Annotated in this window: 19 protein-coding genes and 1 tRNA gene; 14 read left to right on the forward strand and 6 right to left on the reverse strand. The window is 65.7% G+C overall.

Translation table 11 applies throughout. The features are described from left to right. Window positions 1–20 precede the first annotated feature (20 nt). Together IE00_RS01370 and IE00_RS01375 are read left to right on the forward strand one after the other, a co-directional pair. Window positions 21–566 carry a PAS domain-containing protein gene (locus IE00_RS01370; RefSeq protein ID WP_072295258.1) on the forward strand — a complete coding sequence of 182 codons (546 nt, stop codon included), beginning with the start codon at window positions 21–23 and terminating at the stop codon, window positions 564–566. After that, a complete protein-coding gene (locus tag IE00_RS01375) occupies window positions 559–3,984 on the forward strand; it encodes a chemotaxis protein CheB (RefSeq protein WP_072295259.1) in 3,426 nt (1,141 codons plus the stop codon). Before IE00_RS01370 ends, IE00_RS01375 begins: the two co-directional genes overlap by 8 nt. On the opposite strand, the gene IE00_RS01380 is transcribed toward IE00_RS01375, so the two are convergent. Further along, window positions 3,970–4,557, reverse strand: coding sequence for a TetR/AcrR family transcriptional regulator (locus IE00_RS01380; protein ID WP_072295260.1), 588 nt, complete (start codon window positions 4,555–4,557; stop codon window positions 3,970–3,972). The two genes, IE00_RS01375 and IE00_RS01380, sit on opposite strands and share 15 nt — an antisense overlap. Before the next feature lie 112 nt (window positions 4,558–4,669). On the opposite strand from IE00_RS01380, the gene IE00_RS01385 reads away from it, so the two are divergent. From IE00_RS01385 to IE00_RS01395, 3 genes are read left to right on the forward strand one after another with little or no spacing between them, the layout of a single operon-like run. After that, window positions 4,670–5,902: an efflux RND transporter periplasmic adaptor subunit gene (locus tag IE00_RS01385; RefSeq protein WP_083553966.1), complete on the forward strand. Its 1,233-nt coding sequence runs from the start codon at window positions 4,670–4,672 to the stop codon at window positions 5,900–5,902. A gap of 6 nt (window positions 5,903–5,908) precedes the next feature. Then, the gene (locus IE00_RS01390; RefSeq protein WP_072295261.1) at window positions 5,909–9,016 is read left to right on the forward strand and encodes an efflux RND transporter permease subunit; all 3,108 of its coding nucleotides are present in this window, start codon (window positions 5,909–5,911) and stop codon (window positions 9,014–9,016) included. Continuing rightward, the gene (locus IE00_RS01395) at window positions 9,016–10,401 is read left to right on the forward strand and encodes an efflux transporter outer membrane subunit (RefSeq protein ID WP_072295262.1); all 1,386 of its coding nucleotides are present in this window, start codon (window positions 9,016–9,018) and stop codon (window positions 10,399–10,401) included. Before IE00_RS01390 ends, IE00_RS01395 begins: the two co-directional genes overlap by 1 nt. Before the next feature lie 100 nt (window positions 10,402–10,501). On the opposite strand, the gene IE00_RS01400 is transcribed toward IE00_RS01395, so the two are convergent. After that, window positions 10,502–10,588: transfer RNA gene (locus tag IE00_RS01400), tRNA-Leu, on the reverse strand. Window positions 10,589–10,697: 109 nt separating this feature from the next. Here IE00_RS01400 and lipB point away from each other — a divergent pair. The 4 genes from lipB to IE00_RS01420 all read left to right on the forward strand — a co-directional run bounded on the left by lipB (window position 10,698) and on the right by IE00_RS01420 (window position 14,275). Continuing rightward, window positions 10,698–11,357, forward strand: a complete 660-nt coding sequence (lipB, locus tag IE00_RS01405) for a lipoyl(octanoyl) transferase LipB (RefSeq protein WP_256374795.1) — start codon at window positions 10,698–10,700, stop codon at window positions 11,355–11,357. Between the two features lie 106 nt (window positions 11,358–11,463). Continuing rightward, window positions 11,464–11,904, forward strand: coding sequence for a cytochrome c family protein (locus IE00_RS01410; RefSeq protein WP_072295264.1), 441 nt, complete (start codon window positions 11,464–11,466; stop codon window positions 11,902–11,904). Between the two features lie 183 nt (window positions 11,905–12,087). After that, window positions 12,088–13,764 carry a cytochrome c oxidase subunit I gene (gene ctaD, locus IE00_RS01415; RefSeq protein WP_072295265.1) on the forward strand — a complete coding sequence of 559 codons (1,677 nt, stop codon included), beginning with the start codon at window positions 12,088–12,090 and terminating at the stop codon, window positions 13,762–13,764. Window positions 13,765–13,777: 13 nt separating this feature from the next. Beyond that, window positions 13,778–14,275: a DUF2244 domain-containing protein gene (locus tag IE00_RS01420; RefSeq protein WP_072295266.1), complete on the forward strand. Its 498-nt coding sequence runs from the start codon at window positions 13,778–13,780 to the stop codon at window positions 14,273–14,275. A 36-nt stretch (window positions 14,276–14,311) separates the two neighbouring features. Here IE00_RS01420 and IE00_RS01425 read toward each other — a convergent pair whose 3' ends face one another. Then, window positions 14,312–14,500, reverse strand: a complete 189-nt coding sequence (locus tag IE00_RS01425; RefSeq protein WP_072295267.1) for a DUF3008 family protein — start codon at window positions 14,498–14,500, stop codon at window positions 14,312–14,314. 42 nt (window positions 14,501–14,542) lie between these two features. After that, complete coding sequence (locus tag IE00_RS01430; RefSeq protein ID WP_072295268.1) at window positions 14,543–15,004, reverse strand: GatB/YqeY domain-containing protein; 462 nt, start codon at window positions 15,002–15,004, stop codon at window positions 14,543–14,545. 155 nt (window positions 15,005–15,159) lie between these two features. Between IE00_RS01430 and carA the strand changes: the two genes are divergently transcribed. After that, window positions 15,160–16,308, forward strand: coding sequence for a glutamine-hydrolyzing carbamoyl-phosphate synthase small subunit (carA, locus tag IE00_RS01435; RefSeq protein WP_072295269.1), 1,149 nt, complete (start codon window positions 15,160–15,162; stop codon window positions 16,306–16,308). A 109-nt stretch (window positions 16,309–16,417) separates the two neighbouring features. Next, window positions 16,418–18,523: a glycosyltransferase family 2 protein gene (locus IE00_RS01440; RefSeq protein ID WP_072295270.1), complete on the forward strand. Its 2,106-nt coding sequence runs from the start codon at window positions 16,418–16,420 to the stop codon at window positions 18,521–18,523. A 4-nt stretch (window positions 18,524–18,527) separates the two neighbouring features. Here IE00_RS01440 and IE00_RS01445 read toward each other — a convergent pair whose 3' ends face one another. Then, the gene (locus tag IE00_RS01445; protein ID WP_072295271.1) at window positions 18,528–21,308 is read right to left on the reverse strand and encodes a glutamine-synthetase adenylyltransferase; all 2,781 of its coding nucleotides are present in this window, start codon (window positions 21,306–21,308) and stop codon (window positions 18,528–18,530) included. Between the two features lie 214 nt (window positions 21,309–21,522). Between IE00_RS01445 and IE00_RS01450 the strand changes: the two genes are divergently transcribed. The 3 genes from IE00_RS01450 to ilvN all read left to right on the forward strand — a co-directional run bounded on the left by IE00_RS01450 (window position 21,523) and on the right by ilvN (window position 24,878). Beyond that, window positions 21,523–22,362, forward strand: a complete 840-nt coding sequence (locus tag IE00_RS01450; protein ID WP_072295630.1) for an arginyltransferase — start codon at window positions 21,523–21,525, stop codon at window positions 22,360–22,362. Between the two features lie 157 nt (window positions 22,363–22,519). Then, a complete protein-coding gene (locus IE00_RS01455; protein ID WP_072295272.1) occupies window positions 22,520–24,274 on the forward strand; it encodes an acetolactate synthase 3 large subunit in 1,755 nt (584 codons plus the stop codon). Window positions 24,275–24,317: 43 nt separating this feature from the next. Beyond that, on the forward strand, window positions 24,318–24,878 hold the full coding sequence (gene ilvN, locus IE00_RS01460) for an acetolactate synthase small subunit (protein WP_072295273.1): 561 nt from the start codon (window positions 24,318–24,320) through the stop codon (window positions 24,876–24,878). Window positions 24,879–24,925: 47 nt separating this feature from the next. Here ilvN and IE00_RS01465 read toward each other — a convergent pair whose 3' ends face one another. Then, entirely contained in the window at window positions 24,926–25,318 is a 393-nt protein-coding gene (locus IE00_RS01465; protein ID WP_072295274.1) for a hypothetical protein, read from the reverse strand. Window positions 25,319–25,452: the final 134 nt, after the last annotated feature.

A 25,452-nucleotide genomic window follows, 5' to 3' on the forward strand; every position in this document is an offset into this window, starting at 1 on the left:
ACCGTGTCAGCCGGAACAGGATGCAGATGCCAGCCGCGCAGATCCCCGACACGTTGCGGGCTCAGTTCAAGAAGTCGCAGATCGCATTGTCGCTTGCGACCGCATCGGGCGACATGCCGCTTTGCCTGGTCAATGACGGGTTCCAGTCGCTGTGCGGCTATGGGCAGCACGACGTCGAGGGCATGAACTGCCGCTTTCTGCAGACATCGCGGACGCCCCCTGAACAGGTTTCGGCGATCCGTGACTTTCTGCGCGACGACGCATCCCATGACGGCCGTTTCCCCGTGCTGAACCGGACGCGGGACGGACGGGACTTCATGAACCTGGTCTTCCTGTCCAAGCTGCGCCGCAGCAGCGGCGAACTGGCCTTCGTGCTGGCGTCGCAGTTCGATCTGGACATGGCAAGGCGCCATGGCCATCAGGCGGAACACGATGCCAGCCTTGCGCGCAATGTCAGTGACGTCAGGCGCGCGGCCAGCCAATTGGGTCTGATCATGGCGGATTCCGCCGAACTGATCGCACGGTCGATCACGACACTAGCAAGGATCACGATCCGAGATGAATGACGCCTCCCCCTCCTGGTCGCAGCAGCGGCAGAGTTTCGCGGTCGTGGGCATCGGCGCTTCGGCGGGTGGGCTGGAGGCGCTGCAGGACCTGCTGCGCGACGCCAGCCGCGACGATCCCGCCGCCTATGTCATCATCCAGCACCTGGACCCCACCCATGACAGCGTGCTGGCCGAGCTGCTGGACCGCCGCACCGCGCTGTCGGTGCAGCAGGCGTCCGAAGGCGCGCGCCTTCAGCCCGGTTGCGTCTATACCATCCCCCCCGGCGTCGGCATGGCCCTGCAGGATGGCTGCATCCGCCTGACCGAATTCGATCAGCCGCGCGGGCTGCGCCGCCCGATCGACGATTTCTTCGAAAGCCTGGCCAAGGACATGGGTCCCGCGTCGGCCTGCGTGATCCTGTCCGGGACGGGGGCCGACGGGACGCTGGGGCTGCGCGCGATCAAGGAAAACGGCGGCATGTGCGTGGTGCAGGAACCGCGCACCGCGCGCTATGACGGGATGCCGCTATCGGCGGAATCCACCGGGCTGGTCGATTTCGTCCTGCCACCCGAACGGATCGTCCCTGCCATCCTGCAATTCTTCCAGTCCAGCGACACCGAACTGGCCGAGGATGCGATGCTGTCGGATGCCCGTGACATCTGCCAGCATCTGCTGGACCAGACGGGACATGATTTCTCGGGCTACAAGATGTCGACGCTGGTACGCCGCATCCGCCGCCGCCTGCAGGTGCTGAACATGACCAGCACCAAGGATTACCTGCGCCACCTGACCCGCAGCCCCGACGAATGCGACGCGCTGCTGAACGAGTTCCTGATCAACGTCACCCGCTTCTTCCGCGACCCCGAGATGTTCCAGACCCTGCGCGAAAAGGCCATCCGGCCCATGGTGCAGGCCGCCGACGGCGAGGAGATCCGCGTCTGGGTGCCCGGCTGTTCCAGCGGCGAGGAAGCCTATAGCGTGGCCATGCTGGTCGATGCAGAGATGCGCGCGGCGGGCGTCAGGCCGCGCTTTACCGTCTTTGCGTCCGATATCGACAAGAAGATGATCGACATGGCGCGCGCCGGCACCTATCCGATCAGCGCCCTGGCCGACATCCCCGAGGAGTTCCGCGCCGACTACGTCACCCATCGCGATGCGCTGATGCAGATCACACCGCAGCTGCGCGACCGCGTGCGATTTTCCCTGCACAGCGTCCTGCGCGACCCGCCCTTTGCGCGGGTGGATCTGATTTCGTGCCGCAACCTGCTGATCTATCTGGATGAAGCGCTGCAATCGCGGATCCTGCCGCTGTTTCACTATGCGATCCGGCCTTCGGGTTTCCTGTTCCTGGGGCCGTCGGAAGGCGTCCGGCGGGAAGCGGCGCATTTCACCGAACTGGACCGCCCTGCCCGCCTGTTCCAGCGCGACGACAGCCTGGCGCGACTGCCCATGGACCTGCCCTTTTCCCGCCACGAAGCCGGCTCGCGCAGCCGCAGCCCCGCCGCCCAGCCGCTGCGCGAGCCTTTGTCCCAGGACCGCCAGACGCAGGGCGCGCAGCGTCGTGTCCTGGAACGCTTTGCGCCGGCATCGCTGCAGGTTTCGCAAACGGGCGAAGTGATCTGGACCGCGGGTCGCCTTGGCCGCTTCCTGTCGGTCGATCCGACGGCGCGCAAGCCGGTGCTGGCGGCCTCGATCGTGCATTCGGGGCTCAAGGATGCGGTGTCGCGGGCATTGGAACAGGTGGGGTCGACGGGGCGGGCGGTGATCGCGCGCGATCTTTCGGCGCGTTCGGACATGGGCGCGCAGCCGGTGACGCTCTTTGCCGAACCCCTGCCCGATCGCAGCGTGCTGTTGGTCTTTTCGGAAACCGGCGATTACCGCGCGGTCCCCGAGACCGATGACATGGACGAATTGCTGGTCCGCGAATCCCGCAACGACATGCTGGAGGAAGAGCTGCGCCGCGTGCAGATCGAGCTGAACGCCACGGTCGAGGAACTTGAGACCACGAACGAGGAGTTGAAAAGTTCGAACGAGGAAATGATGTCGATGAACGAGGAGCTTCAGTCCACGAACGAGGAACTGAGCACCGTCAACGACGAGCTGAAATCAAAGATCGACGACCTGACGTCGGCGAATTCGGACCTGCAGAACTTCTTCGTGGCAACCAAGATCCCGCTTCTGGTGGTGGATCGCGACGTGCGGGTGCGCAACTTCACCTCGGCTGCGACGCAGATCTTCCCGCTGCGCAAATCCGATCACGGGCGGCCCTTGGCGGATGTGTCGAACGTCTTTGCCAGCGGCGCGCTGCTGCGGATGGCCAGCGAGGTGTCCGCCTCGGGCGAAGCCGCCAGCACCGAGCTGACCGAGGCCGAGCGCGACCGCGTCTGGCGGGTCGATGCCAAACCCTATCGCGGCCCCGAGGGACATCTGGACGGCGCCATGCTGGTCTTCGAGGATGTCAGCGACCTGCGCGACCTGCGCGTCCAGATCGGCCGCCAGGAGGAACGCCTGAAGGCGGTCAGGTCCCTGGCGCGCATCGCCGTGTGGCAGTTCGACACGCGCAGCCAGATGCTGACCATCGACGACAGTTCGGACCTGCTGGGCATCGGGCGGACGGCGGAACTGCCGCTGTCGGCCTTTGCGGCGCTGATCGCGCCCGAAGACCGTGACGGGCTGGTCCAGGACCTGACCGCCTGCGGGCGGGGGCGCGATTTCCGGCGCGTCATCGCGCCATCTTCGGATGCGCTGTCGGACGTGCGGCTGGAGGCGGCGGGCCAGGTCTTCGGGGAGGATGGCGAAAAGCCCCGCGTGCTGGGCGTGATGGTGGACGTCACCTCGGCGCAATCGGCGGCCAAGCTGCGCGAGGCGGTGATTTCCGAGATGGACCACCGGGTCAAGAACCTGTTCACCCAGATCTCGGCCATGCTGCGGATGGCGGCGCGGGAAACCGATGACGCCCAAGAGGTCGTGTCCGAGGTGTCCAGCCGCATCAACGCCCTGTCGCGGTCCCATGGCATGACCACGGCGCGTGGCAAGAACGAACAGGTTCTGATGGAGCATCTGATCTCGACCACGCTGGCCCCCTATCGGGGGGCGCGGGTCCGGATCGACGGCGACCAGACCGTGATCCAGCCCAGGCAGGTGGTGCCGCTGTCGCTGATCCTGCATGAGCTGGCGACGAACGCCTTCAAATACGGGGTTCTGGGCAGCGTCGCCGGGACGCTTTCGGTGACCTGGCACCAGGATGGCGACCTGATCACGCTGGACTGGGCCGAGGCCTATGAGAGCGACCAGCCCGATCCGGAGGAAGGGGGCGGCTTCGGTTCTGTCCTGCTGGAAGGGGCCGCCGCGCAGGTCGGCAGCACACTGGATATCGAACAGACGCCCAGGGGCCGCCGCACGCGGCTGGAGTTCCGGGGCGTGTCAGCCGACGGCTAGCAGCTCTCGGACCAGTTCCAGCTGCTGGCGGACGATATGGGGGATCTGGTCGGCAGTCATGGCCTTGTCCTCGCCCCAGGCCATGACGGCTTCGCAAAGGGCCTGCAGCGCCAAGTCGCCCAGCAGCTGCGCCGCCATCCGGCGATCCGGGCCAAGGCGCCCGACCAACAGGCCCGACAGCACCCGGCCGATCTGATCCATCGAGTCGCGGAAGACGACCGACAGCTCGGGCGATGATTCCGACAGCGTGCGGATCATCCGGATCAGGTCGCGATCGGGGTGATCCTTTTGCAGCATCCGGGTCAGCACCACCACCAGATCATCGATCAGCGGGTTCTGCGACGTGACGATCCACAGGTTCTCATCGGCCGACAAGACCGGCGGTTCGCCCACGATCGCGGCCTGCTTGTTGTTGTAATAGTTGAAGAAGGTCCGTGGACTGATCCCCGCTTCGGTAGCGATGGCTTCGGTCGTGACCGAGCCATAGCCATGCCTGATCGACAAGCGCAGCGCCGCCAGCTGGATGTCGCGTGCGGTCTGGCGTCGGCGTCTGTCACGAAGATCCGTGGTCATATTCTGTGCATTCCCCCTATGCGGCGAAAGCAAACATTGCACACTCGGCAATTATATGCAATCAGCACGCAACACTGGCGCCCTTGGTGGGCAAAAATCGGGACATCCGACCATGCACAAGACCAAACTCTCGACCGGCGCGGCCATGGCGGTCGCCATGTTCATCGCATGGCCCGCCGGCGCCCAGGCCCCCGGCGGCATGCCCCCCAAGCAGGTCGGCGTGGTGACGCTGACGCGGCAGGACGTGCCGCGCATCGTGACCCTGCCGGGCCGCGCCGTGGCGGCCTCGGACGCCGAAATCCGGCCCCGCGTCAGCGGCATCGTGACGGGCATCGAATACGACCCCGGCAAGCGGATCGAGGCGGGCGCCCCGATGTTCACCATCGAGGACACCACCTATCAGGCGAACCTTGCCAGCGCCGAGGCGCAGGTGTCGTCCGCGCAGGCGCAGGTGACGCAGGCCCAATCTTCCTATGAACGGACGCGCAAGCTGCTGGGATCGGGCACCACGCAGGCGCAGGTGGAAACCGCGCTGGCGACGCTGGACCAGGCCAAGGCCACGCTGCAATCGGCCGAAGCCGCGCGCACCCTGGCCCAGGCCGACCTGAACTGGACAACCGTGACCAGCCCCATCGCGGGCATCGCCAGCGTGGCCGACATCTCGGTCGGTGACCTTGTCACGGCGAACCAGGCCGATGCGCTGGCCACCGTGACCCAGCTGGACCCCATCGAGGTGGACATGTACGAACCCTCGTCGCGGATCCTGAACGTGCTGGACGACATCAGCGAAGGCATCCTGACGCTCAGCGAGACGCTGAACGCCACGCTGACGCTGGAAAACGGCCGCACCTATCAGGCCGTGGGCGAAATGGTCGCGCCGGGTGTGACGGTCTCGACCTCGACCGGGTCCATCGACACGCGCTTCCGCTTTGAAAACCCCGACAACCTGATCCTGCCGGGCATGTTCCTGCGCGGTCAGGTCGAGCTGGGCAGCATCTCGGCGATCCTGGTGTCGCAATCGGCCACCCAACGCGACAAGGTCGGCAACCTGTCCGCCTGGGTCGTCGAGGATGGCAAGGTCAGCGAACGCCAGCTGACCGAGGCAGGCAATTATCAGCAGCAATGGATCGTGACCGAGGGACTGGAAGACGGCGAGACCCTGGTCGCGGACGGCCTGACCGGCCTTCAGGAAGGCATGGAGGTCGTGACCGTCCCCGTCACCTATGACGACCAGGGCGTCATCCGCGAGGTCCAGCAGGACCAGCCCGCCGAAGGCGAAGCGCCGGCGGAAGACGCAGCCCCCGCCGAAGATGACGCGGCCCAGCCCGCAGACGCGACGGAGTAAGGCTGCATGGCACGTTTCTTCATTCATCGCCCCGTCTTCGCATGGGTGCTGGCGCTGATCACGATGCTGGTTGGCGCAATCGGCCTGAACAGCCTGGCCATCGAACAATATCCCCAGATCGCGCCGACGACGGTGCGTGTCAGCGCCGGTTATACCGGGGCCTCGGCCGAAATCGTCGAGGCATCCGTCACCACCGTCATCGAGGATGCGATGACGGGCCTGGACGGCCTGACCTATATGACGTCCTCCTCGACGCCGGGTTCGACCTCGGTCTCGCTGACCTTCGACGATACGGTCGATGCCGACATCGCGCAGGTCCAGGTCCAGAACAAGCTGCAGCTGGTGACGCCGCAGCTGCCCGACATCGTCCAGCAGAACGGCGTGCAGGTGTCGCGGTCGACCTCGTCCATCCTGCTGGTGGGGGCGCTGACGGCCCCGAACGGTGAATATTCGTCGCTGGAACTGGGCGACTTGGTCGGCCAGTTGATCGAGGACCCGGTCAAGCGGACCCCCGGCGTCGGTTCGATCAACACCTTCGGGTCGGGTTATGCCATGCGGATCTGGATGGATCCCATGAAGATGAACCAGTACCAGGTCACGCCATCCGACATCACCGCCGCGGTCGCCGCGCAGAACACCAACGTGACCGTCGGTGATCTGGGCGCGCAGCCCACGATGGAGGGGCAGCGCATCACCGTGTCGCTGTCGGCGCAATCGCAGCTGTCCACCGTCGAGGAATTCGAAAGCATCCTGCTGCGCGTGGACCCCGACGGATCGACCGTCTTCCTGGGCGACGTGTCGCGGATCGAGATCGGCCAGGAATCCTATGGCGGATCGTCGCGCCACAACGGCAACCCCGCCGCCGGTTTCGCCGTGAACCTGGCCACCGGCGCGAACGCGGTCGATACCGCCGATGCCGTGCGCGAAACCATCAGCGAGGTCGAAAGCGCCCTGCCCGCCGGGGTCGAGGTGGTCTATCCCTATGACACCTCGCCCTTCGTCGAGGAATCGATCAATCAGGTCTATCACACCCTGGCCGAGGCCGTGGTGCTGGTCTTCTTCGTGATCCTGGCCTTCCTGCAAAGTTGGCGCGCCACGATCATTCCGGTCATCGCCATTCCGGTCGTCATGCTGGGCACTTTCGGGGTGCTGGCGGCGGCGGGCTTTACCATCAACACGCTGACCATGTTCGCGCTGGTGCTGGCCATCGGCCTGCTGGTCGATGACGCCATCGTCGTGGTGGAAAACGTCGAACGCGTGATGGAGGAAGAGGGCCTTGGCCCCGTCGAGGCGACCGAGCGCAGCATGGACGAGATCACCAGCGCGCTGGTCGGTATCGTTCTGGTCCTGTCGGCGGTCTTCCTGCCGATGGCCTTCATGACCGGCGCGACGGGGGTGATCTATCGACAGTTCTCGATCACGATCATCACCGCGATGGTACTGTCGCTTGGCGTCGCCGTCATCCTGACCCCCGCCATGTGCGCCAGCCTGCTGCGCCCGCGCAAGCATGGCGGCGGCATCGCCCCGGCCCGCTGGTTCAACCGCAACCTGGACCGCGCCACGAACGGCTATGCCGGCGTCGTGGGGCGCCTGATCAAGCGTCCGTTCCGGATGCTGATCGTGCTGGCGGTGATCGGTGCGGGCGTGGTGGCGCTTTACGACCGCCTGCCCGGATCCTTCCTGCCCGACGAGGATCAGGGCGTAGCCCTGGTCATCATCCAGGGTCCGGACGGATCGACCACCCAGCAGACCCAGGCCCTGGTCGAAAAGGTCGAGAACTATCTGCTGAACGAGGAATCCGAGACCGTCGAGTCGGTCTTTGCCGCCCTTGGCTTCAGCTTTGGCGGCACCGGCCAGAACAACGCCATGCTGTTCATGAAGCTGAAGGAATATGAGGAGCGCGAAGGCCATGACCTGCCCTCGCTGGTGGGACGCGCGAACGGTTACTTCTTCGGAACCAACCGCCAGGGCCAGATCTTCGTGCTGCAACCGCCGGCGATCCAAGGGCTTGGCACCTCGTCTGGCTTTACCATGTACATGGTCGACCAGGGCGGCCAGGGTCAGGATGCCCTGATGGAGGCCGCCAACATGCTGGTCGCGAACGCCCAGGCCGATGGTCGCGTGACGAACCTGCGCGGCAATGAGAGCAAGACCCAGACCGCCTTGCGCCTGGATATCGACCAGCAGAAGGCCGCGGCCTTCGGGCTGTCGATCTCGGAGGTGAACTCGATGCTGTCGGTGATCTTCGCCGGGCGCGACGTGAACGACTTCGCGCTTGGCAACGACCTGCGTCCCGTCATCGTGCAGGGCGAGGCCGATGACCGGTCGCAGCCCGACGACATCAACAGCTGGTATGCGCGCAACTCGGCAGGCGAGATGGTGTCCTTCGGCGCCTTCTCGACCCAGGAATGGGAACAGGAACCCAAGGCGCTGGCCCGTTACGGCGGCAGCCGCGCGCTGGAACTGAGCGGCGCCGCTGCGCAGGGCCTGTCTTCCGGGGCCGCCATGGACGCGATGCAGGACATGGTCGGCGAACTGGACGGCAACTATGCCACCGCCTGGACGGGCCTGTCCTATCAGGAACGGCTGTCGGGCAACCAGGCGCCGATCCTCTTTGCGCTTTCGGCGCTGGTGGTGTTCCTGTCGCTGGCCGCCCTTTACGAAAGCTGGTCGGTGCCCATCGCGGTCATGATGACCGTGCCCATCGGCATCCTGGGTGCCCTGGCCGCGGCATTGTGGTTCGGGCAGACCAACGACGTCTATTTCAAGGTGGGTCTGCTGACGACCATCGGCCTGGCGGCGCGGAACGCGATCCTGATCGTGGAATTCGCCGAGGCGCAGATCAAGGAAGGCAAATCCATGCTGGAGGCCGCGCTGGTCGCGTCCCGCCAGCGTCTGCGCCCGATCCTGATGACCACCTTCGCCTTCATGCTGGGCGTGTTGCCCCTGGCCATCGCATCGGGTGCCGGCGCGGGTGCGCAGAACTCGATCGGGATCGGCGTCCTGGGGGGCATGACCACCTCGGCGGTGATCGGGATCTTCCTGGTGCCGGTCTTCTATGTCGCCGTGCTGAAAATGCGCAATCTGGTGACGCGAAAGGATAAAACCTCGTGATGTTTCCACGCAAATCCCGCATTGCGGCGCTGTCGCTGACCGCATTGCTGACCATCTCGGGCTGTGCGGCGGTGGGGCCGGACCCCGCCGACCTGCCCGAGACCCAGGTCCCCGCCACCTTTGCCGAGGGCGAGGGCCAGGCCCCCGCCCAGGTGACGCGGACGGCCTTCTGGTCCAGCTATCAGGACCGGACGCTGTCGCAGATGATCGCCGAAGGTCTGGGCAACAGCCTGGACATCCTGGCGGCCAACGAACGCATCCGCGCCGCCGAGGCCGACCTGCGGGCAACTGCCCCCCTGGCAGCCCAGGTCACCGGCGAGGCGGCATCCGCCAGCCGCACCCGCAGCGGCGGCGACAACCAGGCGACGGGCTATACCAGCACCGCGAACCTGTCGGCGGGCTTCGTCTTCGACCTGTTCGGGGGCGCGCGCCGTGCCCGCCAGGGCGCCGAAGCCGCCTATGCCTCGGCCGAGGCGCAGGCGCAGGTCACCCGGCTGGCCTGGCTGGCCGAGGTCATCAGCGCCTATTCCGACGCCCGCTTCTATCAGCAGGCGCTGGCGCTGACCCGTGACACGATCGAGGCGCGCGAAAGCACGCTGCAGGTCACCAACAACATGCTGTCGCTTGGTCTGGCGACCGATTACGACACCGCCCAGACCCAGGCCCTGCTGGAAACGGCCCGTGCCGACCTGCCGAATTTCGAAGCGCTCTACAACGCGCAGATCTATCGTCTGTCGACACTGCTGAACCAGCAGGCCAATGGCGTGATGGCGCGGATGAACGGCGGATCCAGCGCCCTGGGCACCCCTGCGGGACCAGGCACCGGCGTGCCGGCCGACCTGCTGCGCAACCGCCCCGACATCCGGTCAAGCCAGCAGGATCTGGCGCAGGCGCTGGCCGCCGTCGGCGTCGCCACGGCGGACATGCTGCCATCGCTGTCGCTGACGGGGTCGATCAGCGACACGGCGGGCGCGAACAACTGGGCCTTCGGGCCGCGCCTGTCGCTGCCCATCGCGAACCAGGGCATCCTGCAGGCCACGCGGTCGCGTCGGGTCTCCGAGGCCCGTTCGGCGGACCTGGCCTATCGCAGCCAGGTCGCCTCGGCGGTCGAGGATGTGCAACGCAGCCAGTCGAACCTGCGCCGCTATCGTCAGCGGGTCGCGACGCTGGACAAGGCGGCGGCCTCCTACGAGCGCGCCTATTCGCTGGCCCGCACCAATTTCGAGGCCGGGGCCCTGGCACTGGTCGACCTGCTGGACGCAGACCGCCAGCGCGCGGCGGCCCGCCTGGCCGCGGCCTCCGCCCGCAACGACGCCTCCAAGGAATGGGCTGCGCTGCAGATCGCCACGGGGGCCGGTGCGGCCGTCGCCGGGATCGCCAACTGATGCATCGCGGGGCGGCGTCATGTCGCCCCGCACGGAACGCCGCAAACGAAAAGCGCCGCGCTGGATCGAACCAGTGCGGCGCTTTTTCTTGCAGGTCGTTTGGTGCGGCCGAGAAGACTCGAACTTCCACTCCGGTTAAGGAACAGCGACCTCAACGCTGCGCGTCTACCAATTCCGCCACGGCCGCATCTTGAGGTAGGCGCGTCATAACCGAGCCCTGCGCCGAAGAAAAGCGGTTTTTGCGACCCGCCCCAAGATGCCCGAAGGCCATTGACGAAACCGCCACGCCGCGTCACATCGGCGCCATGGTGGAATGGATCATCAGTGACGGCCTGACGGGCCATGACGAGGCCGTGGCCTTCATGGAGGCCCGCGTCGCCGCCATTCTGGCGGGCGAGGCCGACGAATGCATCTGGCTGGTCGAACACCCGCCCCTTTATACCGCCGGGACCAGCGCGCGCGCGCAGGACCTGCTGAACCCGCGTTTTCCGGTCCATCCGACGGGGCGCGGCGGCCAATACACCTATCACGGGCCGGGCCAGCGAATCGTCTATGTCATGCTGGACCTGAATCGGCGCGGGCGCGACGTGCGGGCCTTCGTGGCGCAGCTGGAGGAATGGGTGATTGCCGCGCTGGCCGAATTCGGCGTCGCGGGCCGGATCAGCGAAGGGCGCGTGGGCGTCTGGGTGCCCCGCCCCGAAAAGCCCGCCCTGTTCGACGGCACCCTGCGCGAGGACAAGATCGCCGCCATCGGCATCAAGCTGCGCCGTTGGGTCAGCTTCCACGGCATCTCGATCAATGTCGAACCGGACCTGACGCATTACGACGGCATCGTGCCCTGCGGCATCAGCGGGCATGGCATCACCTCGCTGGTGGATCTGGGGCTGCCGGTCGGGATGGACGATCTGGACAACGCGCTTCGCCAGTCTTTCCTGCGCATATTCGCCGCAATCTGATCAATTCTTTCGGTGCGACCTTTCGATAGGTGGATTTCCTGCGCGGCCTGCCTGTAGGATCGGGACGGAGATATGCCCCGTACAGGGGCCGAGCGAGGAAAACATTATGAAATCAGCCATTGTCGGCGCCTTCATCGGCGCGACCCTAGCCATTCCCGCCGTTGCACAGGATGCGGGCGACGCCGCAGCCGGCGAAAAGGAATTCCGCAAATGCCGCGCCTGCCACATGATCCAGGATGACAGCGGCACCGACATCGTCAAGGGCGGCGCCGTCGGTCCGAACCTTTACAACGTGATGGGCGCCAAGATCGCGTCTCAGGAAGGTTTCCGTTACGGCGACGGCATCCTGGCCGCCGCCGAGGCCAATCCCGACATGGTCTGGACCGAGGAGGAACTGATCGCCTATGTCACCGATCCCGGTGCCTGGGTGAAGGACGAATCCGGCGATGACGGCGCGCGCAGCAAGATGACCTTCAAGCTGAACCGCAACCAGGCCGATATCGCGGCCTATCTGACCAGCGTGTCACCGGACGCCCCGTCCGAGTGATCGTCGATGCGGCAATCAGCCGCATCAGCGTCGTGACCCGCCCCTGCCAACTGTGATATTCTGGCAGGGGCGCGGCATTCTGGCCACCGTGACGCATTGCCCGGTCATCACGGGTGGTCTAAAGAAAGCGTGATAATGCCGGTCTGCCAGGCCGGCTCGACGAGATCTTGAGGGAGTTCGGGTATGGCAGACGCAGCCGCACACGGCCACGACGACCATCATGACACCCGTGGGTTCTTCACCCGCTGGTTCATGTCCACCAATCATAAAGACATTGGTATTCTTTACCTTTTCACCGCTGCGCTGGCCGGTCTGATCTCGGTCAGTTTCACCGTCTACATGCGGATGGAACTGCAGCACCCCGGCGTCCAGTACATGTGCCTGGAAGGCGCACGCTTCATCGCGGATTCGGCCCGGGAATGCACCCCCAACGGTCACCTGTGGAACGTCATGATCACCTATCACGGTGTGCTGATGATGTTCTTCGTGGTGATTCCGGCGCTGTTCGGTGGCTTCGGCAACTATTTCATGCCGCTGCAGATCGGTGCGCCGGACATGAGCTTCCCGCGCATGAACAACCTCAGCTACTGGCTGTATGTCGCGGGCCTGGCCCTTGGCATCGCATCCCTGCTGACGCCGGGCGGCAACCAGCAGCTGGGCTCGGGCGTGGGCTGGGTTCTGTACCCGCCGCTCTCGACGACTGAAGGCGGCTATTCGATGGACTTGGCAATCTTCGCCGTCCACGTGTCGGGTGCGTCCTCCATCGTGGGTGCCATCAACATCATCACCACCTTCCTGAACATGCGCGCCCCCGGCATGACCATGTTCAAGGTGCCGCTGTTCGCCTGGTCGGTCTTCATCACCGCCTGGCTGATCCTGCTGGCCCTGCCCGTTCTGGCCGGCGCCATCACCATGCTGCTGATGGACCGCAACTTCGGCACGAACTTCTTCAACCCGGCCGGTGGCGGTGACCCGATCCTGTACCAGCACATCCTGTGGTTCTTCGGCCACCCCGAGGTCTATATCATCGTGCTGCCGGGCTTCGGCATCATCAGCCACGTCATCGCCACCTTCTCCAGAAAGCCGATCTTCGGCTATCTGCCGATGGTTCTGGCCATGGCCGCGATCGGTGTCCTGGGCTTCGTCGTCTGGGCACACCACATGTACACCGTCGGCATGTCGCTGACCCAGCAGAGCTATTTCATGCTGGCGACCATGACCATCGCCGTGCCCACGGGCATCAAGGTGTTCAGCTGGATCGCCACGATGTGGGGCGGCTCGGTTGAGTTCAAGACGCCGATGCTCTGGGCCTTCGGCTTCCTGTTCCTGTTCACCGTGGGTGGCGTCACCGGTGTCGTCCTGTCGCAGGCACCGCTGGACCGCGTGTATCACGACACCTACTACGTCGTGGCCCACTTCCACTATGTGATGTCGCTTGGCGCGGTCTTCGCGATCTTTGCGGGCATCTATTACTGGGTCGGCAAGATGTCGGGCCGCCAGTATCCCGAATGGGCCGGCAAGCTGCATTTCTGGATGATGTTCATCGGTGCGAACCTGACCTTCTTCCCGCAGCACTTCCTGGGCCGTCAGGGCATGCCGCGCCGTTACATCGACTATCCGGTCGAGTTCGCCTATTGGAACAACATCAGCTCGCTTGGGGCATATCTGTCCTTCGCCTCGTTCCTGTTCTTCTTCGGCGTGATGGCCTACACCCTGTTTGCTGGCAAGCGCGTGACCCAGAACAACTACTGGAACGAATACGCCGATACGCTGGAATGGACCCTGTCCTCGCCCCCGCCCGAACACACGTTCGAGCAGCTGCCCAAGCGCGAAGACTGGGACCGTCACCCGGCCCACTGAGTTCGATCCAACGATGCCTTATCAATGGACACAGACGGCCCCGGATGATTCCGGGGCCGTTCTGCAAAGACTGACGCTGTGGCCGCACCGATCGCTGCCGCGCAGGGGCTTCGTGTGGTTCATCGCCACCACGGCCGCGCTGCTGTCGCTGCCGATCATCGCCATGCTGGGATCGCCCATCCTGTGGGGGTTGCTGCCCTTTGGCGCGATTGCCGTGGCGGGTGTCTGGTTCGCCCTGCAACACAGCTATCGCACCGGCCAGACGCATGAGGAACTGACGCTGGATCGCGACCGGCTGCATGTGCGGCGCCTTGATCCGGGCAAGCCGCCGCGCGATTGGGACACCAACAGCTATTGGGTGCGGGCGCAGATCCGCAAGGGACCGGTCGAGGATTACCTGACGCTGACCGACGGCATGCGGGAAATCGAGCTGGGTGTCTTCCTGACCCCGCCCGAACGGCGCGATCTGTGTCGCGAACTGACCAACGCCATCGCGCGGGTCCGGGAATAGGAAAGGCGGGCGGGGTCGCCCCCCGCCCGCCTGCCGTCAGTCGTCCTCGACGTGATCGGGAAGATTGTCGTGATCGGTCGAGGCGAAATCCTCCAGCTCATCCTCGGTCATGCTGTGATACATGTCCTTGGACGCGCCTTGCAGGTCGCCGACCTTGGTTTCGCCGCGCTTGGCGGACAGTGCCGCCCCGGCGGCGCGTTGCTGGGCCTTGGATCTTGCTGGCATCGGGTCACCTCCTGTCAGCAAACGCCCCCGACCGCGCAGGGTTCACGCCAGCAGGCGATCTTTCACCGCCGGACCCACGGCGCCGAAATCCATCTGGCCTGCATGGCGTTCCTTCAGCACGGCCATGACGCGGCCCATGTCGCGGATGCCCTCGGCCCCCAGATCCGTGATGGCCTTGTCGATGGCGGCGCGGGTTTCGGCCTCGTCCATCTGGCGGGGCAGGAATTCCTGGATGACCGCGATCTCGTCCTCTTCCTTGGACGCCAGCTCAAGACGACCGGCCTCCTCATAGGCCTTGGCCGATTCCTGGCGCTGCTTGACCATGCGCGACAGGATCAGGATCAGGTCGCCCTCGGTCAGCGCGCCGTCGCCGTCGCCGCCCCGCGCCGCGATCTCGCGGTCCTTGACGGCGGCGCCGATCAGGCGCAGCGTGGACAGACGGGCGCTGTCCCGGGCCTTCATCGCTTCCTTCGTCGCGGCTTGCAGCTTGCTGCGCAGTTCCATGATCGCGTCTCCGTTGCTGGCGCGGGATGCGCCGGAAAGACTGCGATCTAGGCCCAAGGACCGCGCAATTCAAGCGCCCGTGACCGTTGCTGCGCCTTGACCTTGGAACCTCTGCCCCTTATTCACCCCAAGATTTCAGATCCAGAGGTGCCGATATGGCTGTAAAACCGACTGCCTGCCTAGCGCTTGCCGACGGAAGCGTCTTCTACGGCCAGGGCTTTGGCGCCATCGGCGAAGTTGTCGCCGAACTGGTCTTCAACACCGCGATGACCGGCTATCAGGAGATCATGACCGATCCCTCCTATGCCAGCCAGATCGTGACCTTCACCTTCCCCCATATCGGCAATACCGGCGTGACGACGGAAGATGACGAAGCCCAGGACCCGGTCGCCAGCGGCATCGTCGTGCGGTGGGACCCGACGCAATCGTCGAACTGGCGCACCACGGCCGAACTGACGGAATGGATGTCGCGCAAGGGCCGCATCGGCATCGGGGCCATCGACACGCGTCGCCTGACCCGCGCGATCCGCCAGCAGGGTGCGCCGCATGTCGTGCTGGCCCATGATCCGGACGGCAATTTCGACATCGAGGCGATGGTCGCCCGCGCCCGCGACTGGACGGGCCTGGTGGGGCTGGACCTGGCCAAGACGGTCAGCTGCGCCCAGACCTACAAATGGGATCAGGGCACCTGGGCCTGGGGCACCGGCTTTGGCACCTCGCCCGAGGACAAGCCCTTCAAGGTCGTCGCCATCGATTACGGCGCCAAGCGCAACATCCTGCGTTCGCTGGTATCCCACGGCGCCGAGGTGACGGTCATGCCCGCCACCGCCACCGCCGAGGAGATCCTGGCCCACGAACCCGAGGGCATCTTCCTGGCCAACGGCCCCGGCGATCCGGCCGCGACCGGCGTCTATGCCGTGCCGATGATCCAGTCGCTGCTGGAAAAGGACCTGCCGATGTTCGGCATCTGCCTGGGTCACCAGATGCTGGCGCTGGCGCTTGGCGCCAAGACGATCAAGATGAGCCACGGTCATCACGGCGCGAACCACCCGGTGCGCGACGTGGAAACCGGCAAGGTCGAGATCACCTCGATGAACCACGGCTTTGCGGTCGATTCGCAGACCCTGCCCCAGGGCGTGCTGGAAACCCATGTCAGCCTGTTCGACGGCAGCAATTGCGGCATCCGCATGACCGACCGGCCGGTGTTTTCCGTCCAGCACCACCCCGAGGCATCGCCCGGCCCGCAGGACAGCATGTATCTGTTCAAGCGCTTCACCGATTCCATGCGCGCCCGCCGCGCATGATCGAAGGGCCTGGGTCCGCGCGGGCGGTATTCACCCGCGCGGACCCGAGGTCTTAACCTTCCGTTAACGACATTCATGGCAAGACGGGGCGTTCCAACGGGGAATCGTCATGGCCTTGCCTGCGCCGCTGCCCTTGCCGGCAAATCTGAACGACGAAGGCGGCATCGTGCTGCGCGGTCCCACGATCGCGCCGCGGACGTTGCGCCCTCTGGGTCAGATCCTGCTGGAAGACGGCGTTCTGGATCCAGGCGATCTGCTGAAGGCGACGCTGATCAGCCAGAAGCAGGGCCAGCAGCTTGCCCATGTCCTGCTGGCGCAACGCATGGTCGCCGCCGACGCCCTGGCGCGCGGCCTGTCGCGTCAATGGCGCACAACCGCCATCGACCCTGCCACCAGCCCGGCCGACCCGCGCCTGATCGATCTGGCAGGGGCCGGCTTCTGCCTGACGAACGGCATCCTGCCCTGGCGGCGGATCGGCGGCGTCACCTGGATCGCCACCGCCCGCCCCGATGCCTTCGAGGCGCTTCTGCATCGCCTGCCCCGCGAATTCGGTCATGTCCGCATGCTGCTGGCCAGCGAGGATCAGGTTCAGTCCGGCGTCCTGGACTGGCGCCGCACCCGCTTGATCCGCGAGGCCGAATGCCGCGTCCCCGCCGCCGAAAGCTGTCGCACCCAGGATCATGCCCGCACCGCCCGTCTGGCCGCCCTGCTGGTGGTGGCGGTGCTGACGGGCATCACCCTTGCGCCGACGCTTCTGGCCTTTGTCCTGACGGCCTGGGCGGTCCTGACGCTGATTTCGCAATCGGCGCTGAAGCTGCTGGCCTTCGCGGTCTTTCGTCGCGCCCGCAGCGAGAACCGCGAATTGCAGCAGGCGGTCGCAGAGGGGCAGTTGCTGCCATCGGACAGGGATGTGCCCTTGCCGATGATCTCGGTCATGGTTCCGCTGTTCAAGGAAAGCGATGTCGCGGGAAAACTGGTCGCGCGGCTGGCAAGGCTGCAATACCCGCGCGAACTGACCGACATCCTGCTGGTGATCGAGGCCAGCGATGACGTGACCGAAGCGGCGCTGAAGGGCGTGACCCTGCCGCACTGGATCCGCGTGGTCCGCGTCCCCGACGGCCCCATCAAGACCAAGCCCCGCGCGCTGAACTATGCGCTGAATTTCTGCAAGGCGCAGATCGTGGGCATCTGGGACGCCGAGGATCGCCCCGACCCCGATCAGCTGCACAAGGTCGCCCGCGCCTTTCATTTCGCGCCCGCCGATGTCGCCTGCCTGCAGGGGGCGCTGGATTTCTATAACCCGCGCACCAACTGGCTGGCCCGCTGCTTTACCATCGAATACGCCGCGTGGTTCCGCGTTTTGCTGCCGGGCGTTGCGCGGCTTGGCCTGGTCGTGCCCCTGGGCGGCACCACGCTGTTCTTCCGTCGCCACCTGCTGGAGGAGGTCGGCGCGTGGGACAGCTGGAACGTGACCGAAGACGCCGACCTGGGCGTCCGCCTGTGCCGGCGCGGCTATCGCACCCAGATCATCGACACCACCACGGACGAAGAGGCCAATTGCCGCGCCATGCCCTGGGTCAAGCAGCGGTCGCGCTGGCTCAAGGGTTATGCGCTGACCTGGGCCGTGCATATGCGCAACCCCGCCCTGCTGCATCGGGAACTGGGGCCGTGGCGCTTCTGGTGGTTCCAGGTCCAGTTCTTCGGCGCCGTGTCGCAATATTTGCTGGCCCCGGTCCTGTGGAGCTTCTGGCTGCTCAGCCTGGGCCTGCCCCATCCGCTTCGCGGTCCGCTGGAAGGCTTGGGCAGTTGGGCGGTGCCGGCGCTGTTCACGCTGTTCGTCGCCTCCGAACTGCTGTCGATCTTCGTGGGCATGCGCGCCGTCAGCGGGGCCAAGCATCGGCACCTGCTGGCCTGGGTGCCGACGCTGCATCTCTATTTCCCCCTTGGGTGCCTGGCGGGATGGAAGGCCATCTGCGAGGTCGTGACCAAGCCCTTCTACTGGGACAAGACCGCGCATGGCCTGTTCGTCGAGGCCCCCGACATGCCCGCCCCGGCCCTGCCCGCAGGCCTTGTGTCGATCCCGGTGCTGGGCCAGATCGGCGGGCGGTCCCTGTCCGAAGTGGCCGCCGAACTGCAATCCAGCGCCGAACAGAGCCGTCCCGAGACCGCCCCGTCGCTGTCCGACCGTCCCGAAAGGAATATCGCGGCGGGATAGGACGCTATTGCGGCATCTGGGCGGTGATCAGCGCCTCGGCACGCGACACGTGGTCCCGGATGCGATCCCGGATCGCGTCGGCATCCGGGGCATCGACTTCGCGCAGCAGGAAATCCTGGGCACCGCCGCCGATATCCTGCATGTCCAGCGGGCGATCGGTCAACAGCCGCCCCGCCGCATGCAGCCGCCAGAACGCGCGCCAGGCCGAAGACAGCACCTCGGTCGCCTTGGCATCCATCAGCCCCGCCCGCTTGCCCGCGCGCAGCTGCGCCAAAGTGCCCCGCGCGGGATCGCCCGACCGCAGCGCACAGGCCTGCGCCAACAGGTCGATATCCTGTAGGCGTCCCGGACCGTTGCGCACGTCCCAAGGGCCCGATGCAGGCTTGGCCGTGAACAGTCGCGTCCGCATCTGGTCCAGATCGGCCATGACGCGCGGGTCGGTGCCGCGGCGGCGCAGGACCCCAAGGCGCAACGCCTCGATCTGCTCGGCCAGCGCGGCGGCGTCACCGCCGCTGCGGGCCACGACGCGGGCGCGGGTCAGGGCCAGATGTTCCCAGGTCCAGGCCTCTTCCATCTGATAGGTCTCGAAGCTTTGCACTGACGTCGCCACCGGACCCTGCCGCCCCGAGGGGCGCAGCCGCATGTCGACTTCATAAAGCCGCCCTTCGGCGGTGGGCGCAGACAGCGCCGTCACCATCGCCTGCGTCAGCCGCGCGTAATAAGGTCGCGCCGCCAGCGGGCGCGGCCCGTCCGAGGCGTCGATCCCGTCCGCGTCATAGATCACGATCAGGTCCAGATCCGACGCCGCGTTCAGCACCCGCGCCCCAAGCGAGCCCATGCCCACCACGACGGCCCCCCGCCCCGGCGCCGGCCCATGCTTGCGCGCGAACTCTGCCGCCGTCACCGGGAACAGCGCCGCGACGCAGGCCCCTGCCAGATCGGCATATTGTCCGGCGGCCTCATCGGCGTCGATCAGCCCGCGCAGGTGATGCACCCCGATGCGGAAATGCCATTCATGCGCCCAACGTCGGGCGGCATCCAAGGCAGCCTCGTATCCACCGGCGGTCGCGGCTGCCTGCACGGCGCGGTCCAGTTCGGTCCGCAGCCCGGTTTCGCCCGGCCAAGGGGCAAAGAAGCTGCCGCCCAGCACCGCGTCCAGCACCGACGGATGCTGCGCCAGATAGGCTGCCAGCGCCGGGGCCGTGCCGCAGATGTCCACGATCAGGTCGATCAGCTGGGGGTTGGCGTCGAACAGGGAAAACAGCTGGACGCCCGCGGGCAGCCCGGCAAGAAAGCTGTCGAAACGGGCCAGCGCCTCGGCGGGATGGCCGGCACGGGACATGCGATCCAGAAGCGGCACCTCGATCCGGCGAAAGATCTGCAGCGCCCGATCCGACCGCAACGCCGGATAGCCCTGCCACCGGTCGATGATGGCCTGCGATTCGGGCGACATCTGCGGTCGTTCGGCCTTGATCTCGTCGGGGGCGAAGAACTCCTCGGTCAGTTCATGGACGCGGGCCAGCCGGGCCTTCAACGCTGCCTGCCATCCGTCCGGATCACCCGACCCCATCAGCGCGGCGATGGTCCGCAGGCCGTTGCCGTCCTTGGGCAGGCTGTGGGTCTGGGCGTCGTTCACCATCTGGATGCGATGTTCGATGTCGCGGTGTTCGCGATAATGATCGGTCAGTTCCTGCGCCACCGCATCGGGAATCCAACCCTTGGCCGCCAGCGCCGCCAGCCCGCCCACCGTGTCGCGGACCCGCAGATCGGGATCGCGCCCGCCCGCGATCAGCTGGCGGGTCTGGGTAAAGAACTCGATCTCGCGGATGCCGCCGCGGCCCAGCTTGATGTTGTGGCCCGCGACCTCCAACCGGCCGCCAAGGCCCTTGTGGTCGCGAATGCGCAGCCGCATGTCATGGGCGTCCTGGATGGCGGCGAAATCCAGATGCTTGCGCCAGACGAAAGGCCGGAGTTCGGCCAGGAAACGCTCGCCCGCCGCGATGTTTCCCGCCGCCGCCCGCGCCTTGATGAAGGCGGCGCGTTCCCAGGTGCGGCCCTCGGCCTCGTAATAGGCCAGCGCGGCGGCGGTCGAGATGCAGACCGGCGTCACCGATGCATCCGGGCGCAGCCGCAGGTCGGTGCGAAAGACATAGCCGTGTTCGGTCACGTCTGACAGGGTCGCGGCCATCTTGCGGGTCGCGCGGATCAGGGCTGCGCGGGCCTCCATCTGGTCGGCATCGTCATAGGCGGTTTCGTCGAACAGCACGATCAGGTCGATATCCGAGGAATAGTTCAATTCCCCTGCCCCGCCCTTGCCCATGGCCAGCGCAAAGATGCCCCCCGCATCCGCGTCGGTTTCGGGCAGCTTGCCACGCCGGACCTCGGACGCGACATGGGCCCGCAGGGCCAGGTCCACCGCACGATCCGCCAGATCGGACAGCGCCTGCGTCACCTGCGCCAGGGGCCAGACGCCCCCCAGATCGGCCAGCGCCGCCTGCAGCGCCACGCGTCGCTTGGCCCGGCGCAGCGCAACGCCCAGATCATCGGGGGACAGGTCCTGGAACCCCGCCGTTTCGCGGGCCACCACATCGTCATGATCCAGCGCACCGGGCAGCCAGTCGGCCTCCTGCCGGATCAACCCGGCAAGAAAGGGGCTGCTGCCCGCGACGGCGGCGATCAGGTCACGCAGGGCCGCCGGACTGTCGGGGAACAGGGCCGCCGCATCCTGCGCGCGGGCAGGATCGACGGGCAACGGATGGCGGGTGATACGGTCGTGAAAGCTCATGCCCGACACCTTAGCGGTCGCCGGTGCGGGGTCAACGCGCCGCGTCATCCCTGCACGACCGTCCCGCGAAGCGTCGGGGTGGGTCTTTCCCCGCTTGGCGTGTCATGGAAACGTTGCTAGGCTTCGCGCGACCCTGCCACCATCGCCACACCGGATAGTGCAACATCCGCATGACCAGCCCTGACCCGATCAGTTGCCGCAAGGGATGTGCCTGATGCGCCATACCCTGCCCCATGCGCCACAGTTCTATGTGACGGCGCCGCAGCCCTGCCCCTATCTGCATGGGCGGGCCGAACGCAAATTGTTCACGGCCCTGCAGGGCGACAACGCCCCAGAACTGAACAACGCCCTGTCCCGCCAGGGCTTCCGCCGGTCGCAGAACGTGCTGTACCGTCCCAGCTGCGAAAGCTGCGTGGCCTGCATGTCGGCGCGCATCCGGGTGGCCGATTTCGTCCCCAGCCGCACGCAGCGCCGCATTCAGAAACGCAATGCCGTCCTGCAGCGGCTGGCCACCAGTGCCTGGGCGACCGAGGAACAGTTCGACCTGTTCCGCCGCTATCTGGACCGTCGTCACGCCGATGGCGGCATGGCCGACATGGACATCTTCGAATTCGCCGCCATGATCGAGGAGACCCCGATCAAGACGCGCGTCATCGAATATCGCGGCGGCTCGGACGATCCCGGCAACATGAAGCGCGGCGACGAACATCTGACCGCCGTCTGCCTGACCGACGTGCTAGATGACGGCCTCAGCCTGGTCTACAGCTTCTACGACCCCGTCTTCCGCCCGGCCAGCCTGGGCACCCACGTGATCCTGGACCATATCGAGATCGCCCGCGCGGCGGGGCTGCCCTATGTCTATCTGGGCTATTGGGTGCCCGGCAGCCGCAAGATGGAATACAAGGCCCGCTTCAACGCTCTGGAGATCTACAAGGGTGGGGTCTGGCAGGATATCGGCGATCCGGGCGACCATTCGAACGAGGCCCATCCCCTGTCGGTCGATCCGATCGTCGAACAGGTCGCGCGCATCGCCCTGCCGCAATTCGACCGATAGCGCCGGACAATCCGCGAAACAAAGTTTCAAAAATCGGCATGACTGCGTCATTTTATCCGCCGGACCCCATTGACCCCGCCCTGCCCTGATCCTAGTTTGCGCCGACGCGGGGCCGTTCCGGCCCTTTGCGCAACGCATTTTTTGATGGAGCAGAACGATGTCCCGAATGATGACGGGTGCGAGAATGGTGGTCGAGGCGCTGCGCGATCAGGGCGTCGATACCGTATTCGGCTATCCGGGCGGGGCCGTCCTACCCATCTATGACGAGATCTTTCAGCAAAACGACATCACCCATATCCTGGTCCGCCATGAACAGGGTGCGGTCCACATGGCCGAAGGCTATGCCCGTGCGACCGGCAAGCCCGGCGTCGTGCTGGTCACCTCGGGTCCCGGTGCCACGAACGCGGTCACGGGGCTGACCGATGCGCTGCTGGATTCGATCCCGCTGGTCGTGCTGTCGGGCCAGGTCCCGACCTTCATGATCGGCACTGACGGCTTCCAGGAGGCCGACACCGTCGGCATCACCCGCCCCTGCACCAAGCATAACTGGCTGGTCAAGGACACGGGCAAGCTGGCCCAGACCATCCACAAGGCTTTTCATGTCGCGACATCGGGGCGGCCGGGACCGGTCCTGGTAGACATCCCCAAGGACGTCCAGTTCGCCAGCGACCTCTATGTCGGACCCAAACAGGTCGATAACGGTCCCTATCAGCCGGTCAAGAAGGGCAATATCGAGGCGATCACCCGCCTGGTCGAGATGATCGAACAGGCCGAACGTCCGATCCTCTATACCGGTGGCGGGGTCATCAATTCGGGTCCGGGCGCCAGCCAGCTGCTGCGCGAACTGGCCGAAGCGACGGGCTTTCCGGTCACCTCGACGCTGATGGGGCTGGGCGCCTATCCGGCCTCGGGCAAGAACTGGCTGGGCATGCTGGGAATGCACGGCCTCTACGAGGCGAACCTGGCGATGCATGGCTGCGACCTGATGATCAACATCGGCGCGCGCTTCGACGACCGCATCACCGGTCGCATCGCGGATTTCAGCCCCGGTTCGGTCAAGGCGCATATCGACATCGACCCGTCCAGCATCAACAAGGTCGTGCAGGTCGAACTGCCGATCGTCGGCGATGTCGGCCATGTGCTGGAGGATCTGCTGAAGGTCTGGAAATCGCGCGGACGCAAGCTGAACAGTCCGGCGCTGAAGTCCTGGTGGGGCCAGATCGACGAATGGCGGGCCAAGAACTGCCTTGCCTATCGCGGCAGCGACACGATCATCAAGCCGCAGCACGCGTTGCAGCGGCTCGAGGCGCTGACCAAGGGGCGCGACCGTTACATCACGACCGAGGTCGGCCAGCACCAGATGTGGGCCGCGCAATATCTGGGCTTCGAGGAACCGAACCGCTGGATGACCTCAGGAGGCCTTGGGACGATGGGCTATGGCCTGCCGGCATCGGTCGGCGTTCAGGCCGCCCACCCCGAAGCGCTGGTCATCAACGTGGCGGGCGATGCCAGCTGGCTGATGAACATGCAGGAGATGGGCACCGCCGTGCAGTTCCGCCTGCCGGTCAAGCAGTTCATCCTGAACAATGAACGCTTGGGCATGGTCCGCCAGTGGCAGCAGCTGCTGCATGGCGAACGCTACAGCCAGTCCTGGTCCGACAGCCTGCCCGATTTCGTCAAGCTGGCCGAGGCCTTCGGCTGCAAGGGGGCGCAGGTCCGCGACCCCAAGGATCTGGACGCCGCCATCCAGCAGATGCTGGATTACGACGGCCCCTTCATCCTGGACGTGCTGGTCGAGAAACACGAGAACTGCTTCCCGATGATCCCCTCGGGCAAGCCCCATAACGAAATGCTGCTGGGCGAGGCGGAAACCCTGGGTGTGATCGAATCGGAAGGTGCGGTGCTGGTGTGACCCGCCCCGCCACCATCCACGCTGCAAAAGGAAGGGTTCAGCCATGAACGCATTGAACATCCAGAAGGGCATGTCCAGCCATTCGGCCTATGACCTGAAGGACCCCCACAGCCAGGTCGAGGAAAGCCATACCCTGGCGATCATGGTCGAGAACGAGCCGGGCGTGCTGGCCCGCGTCATCGGCCTGTTTTCGGGACGCGGCTACAACATCGACAGCCTGACCGTGGCCGAGGTCGACCATTTGGGCCACCGTTCGCGCATCACGGTGGTGACGCGCGGCACCCCGGCGGTCATCGAACAGATCAAGGCCCAGCTGGGCCGGATCGTCGTCGTTCACGAAGTGCATGACTTGACGGTTGAAGGACCCGTCGTGGAACGCGAGCTGGGCCTGTTCAAGGTCAAGGGCCAGGGCGAAAAGCGGGTCGAGGCCCTGCGCATCGCCGAGATCTTCCGCGCGAACGTGGTCGATTCGACGCTGGAGAGCTTTGTCTTCGAACTGGTGGGGCCGGTGTCCAAGCTGGACGCCTTTGCCGAACTGATGCGCCCGCTTGGCCTGATCGACCTTGCCCGCACGGGGCTGGCCGCATTGTCGCGCGGCGTCTGATCCAGATGGCTGCGGGCCGGTTCAGACCGGCCCGCGCAACACGCTGATCAGCTGGCCGCGCTGCTGCGCGGCCTTTCATGCATCGTGACATCGCGAAAGACAGGCAGGCTGCAGGCCGCCGGGCTGGGCGCCTTGAAACCCTCTTCCGAGGCACCGCCATCGACCACGCGCAGTTGCGGCTGGCGCACCGGCGGTGACGCCTCGGACAGCATCTGCGGCAGCTGCGGGCATGCCTGTTCAGAGATCATCGAAACGTTCAGCGCGTGGCGAAGATTGCCCACCGTCTGCGTTTCCAGTTCGACCAGATCGCCCGGTTCGGGCCATTTGTCGGTGTTCAACAGGTTCTCGCGACCTTGCAGATAGGCCAAGGTGGCCTGATCCTCGCACCAGATGATCGCTTTTTCGCGCGAATTATTGCTCCAGACGACAACGCCGATCATGGGCGCCCCTTCTTCAAAATCGCCGCAAACGCGCGATGTGATATGAACAAAACCTGTCCATTTGTATGAACCTGACTGAACTAAAGCATAATTCCGCCGATAAGCCAGCGTTTTTACAACCACACGGAACTTTT

Source organism: Paracoccus sp. SM22M-07, assembly GCF_001887735.1.
Taxonomy (GTDB): domain Bacteria; phylum Pseudomonadota; class Alphaproteobacteria; order Rhodobacterales; family Rhodobacteraceae; genus Paracoccus.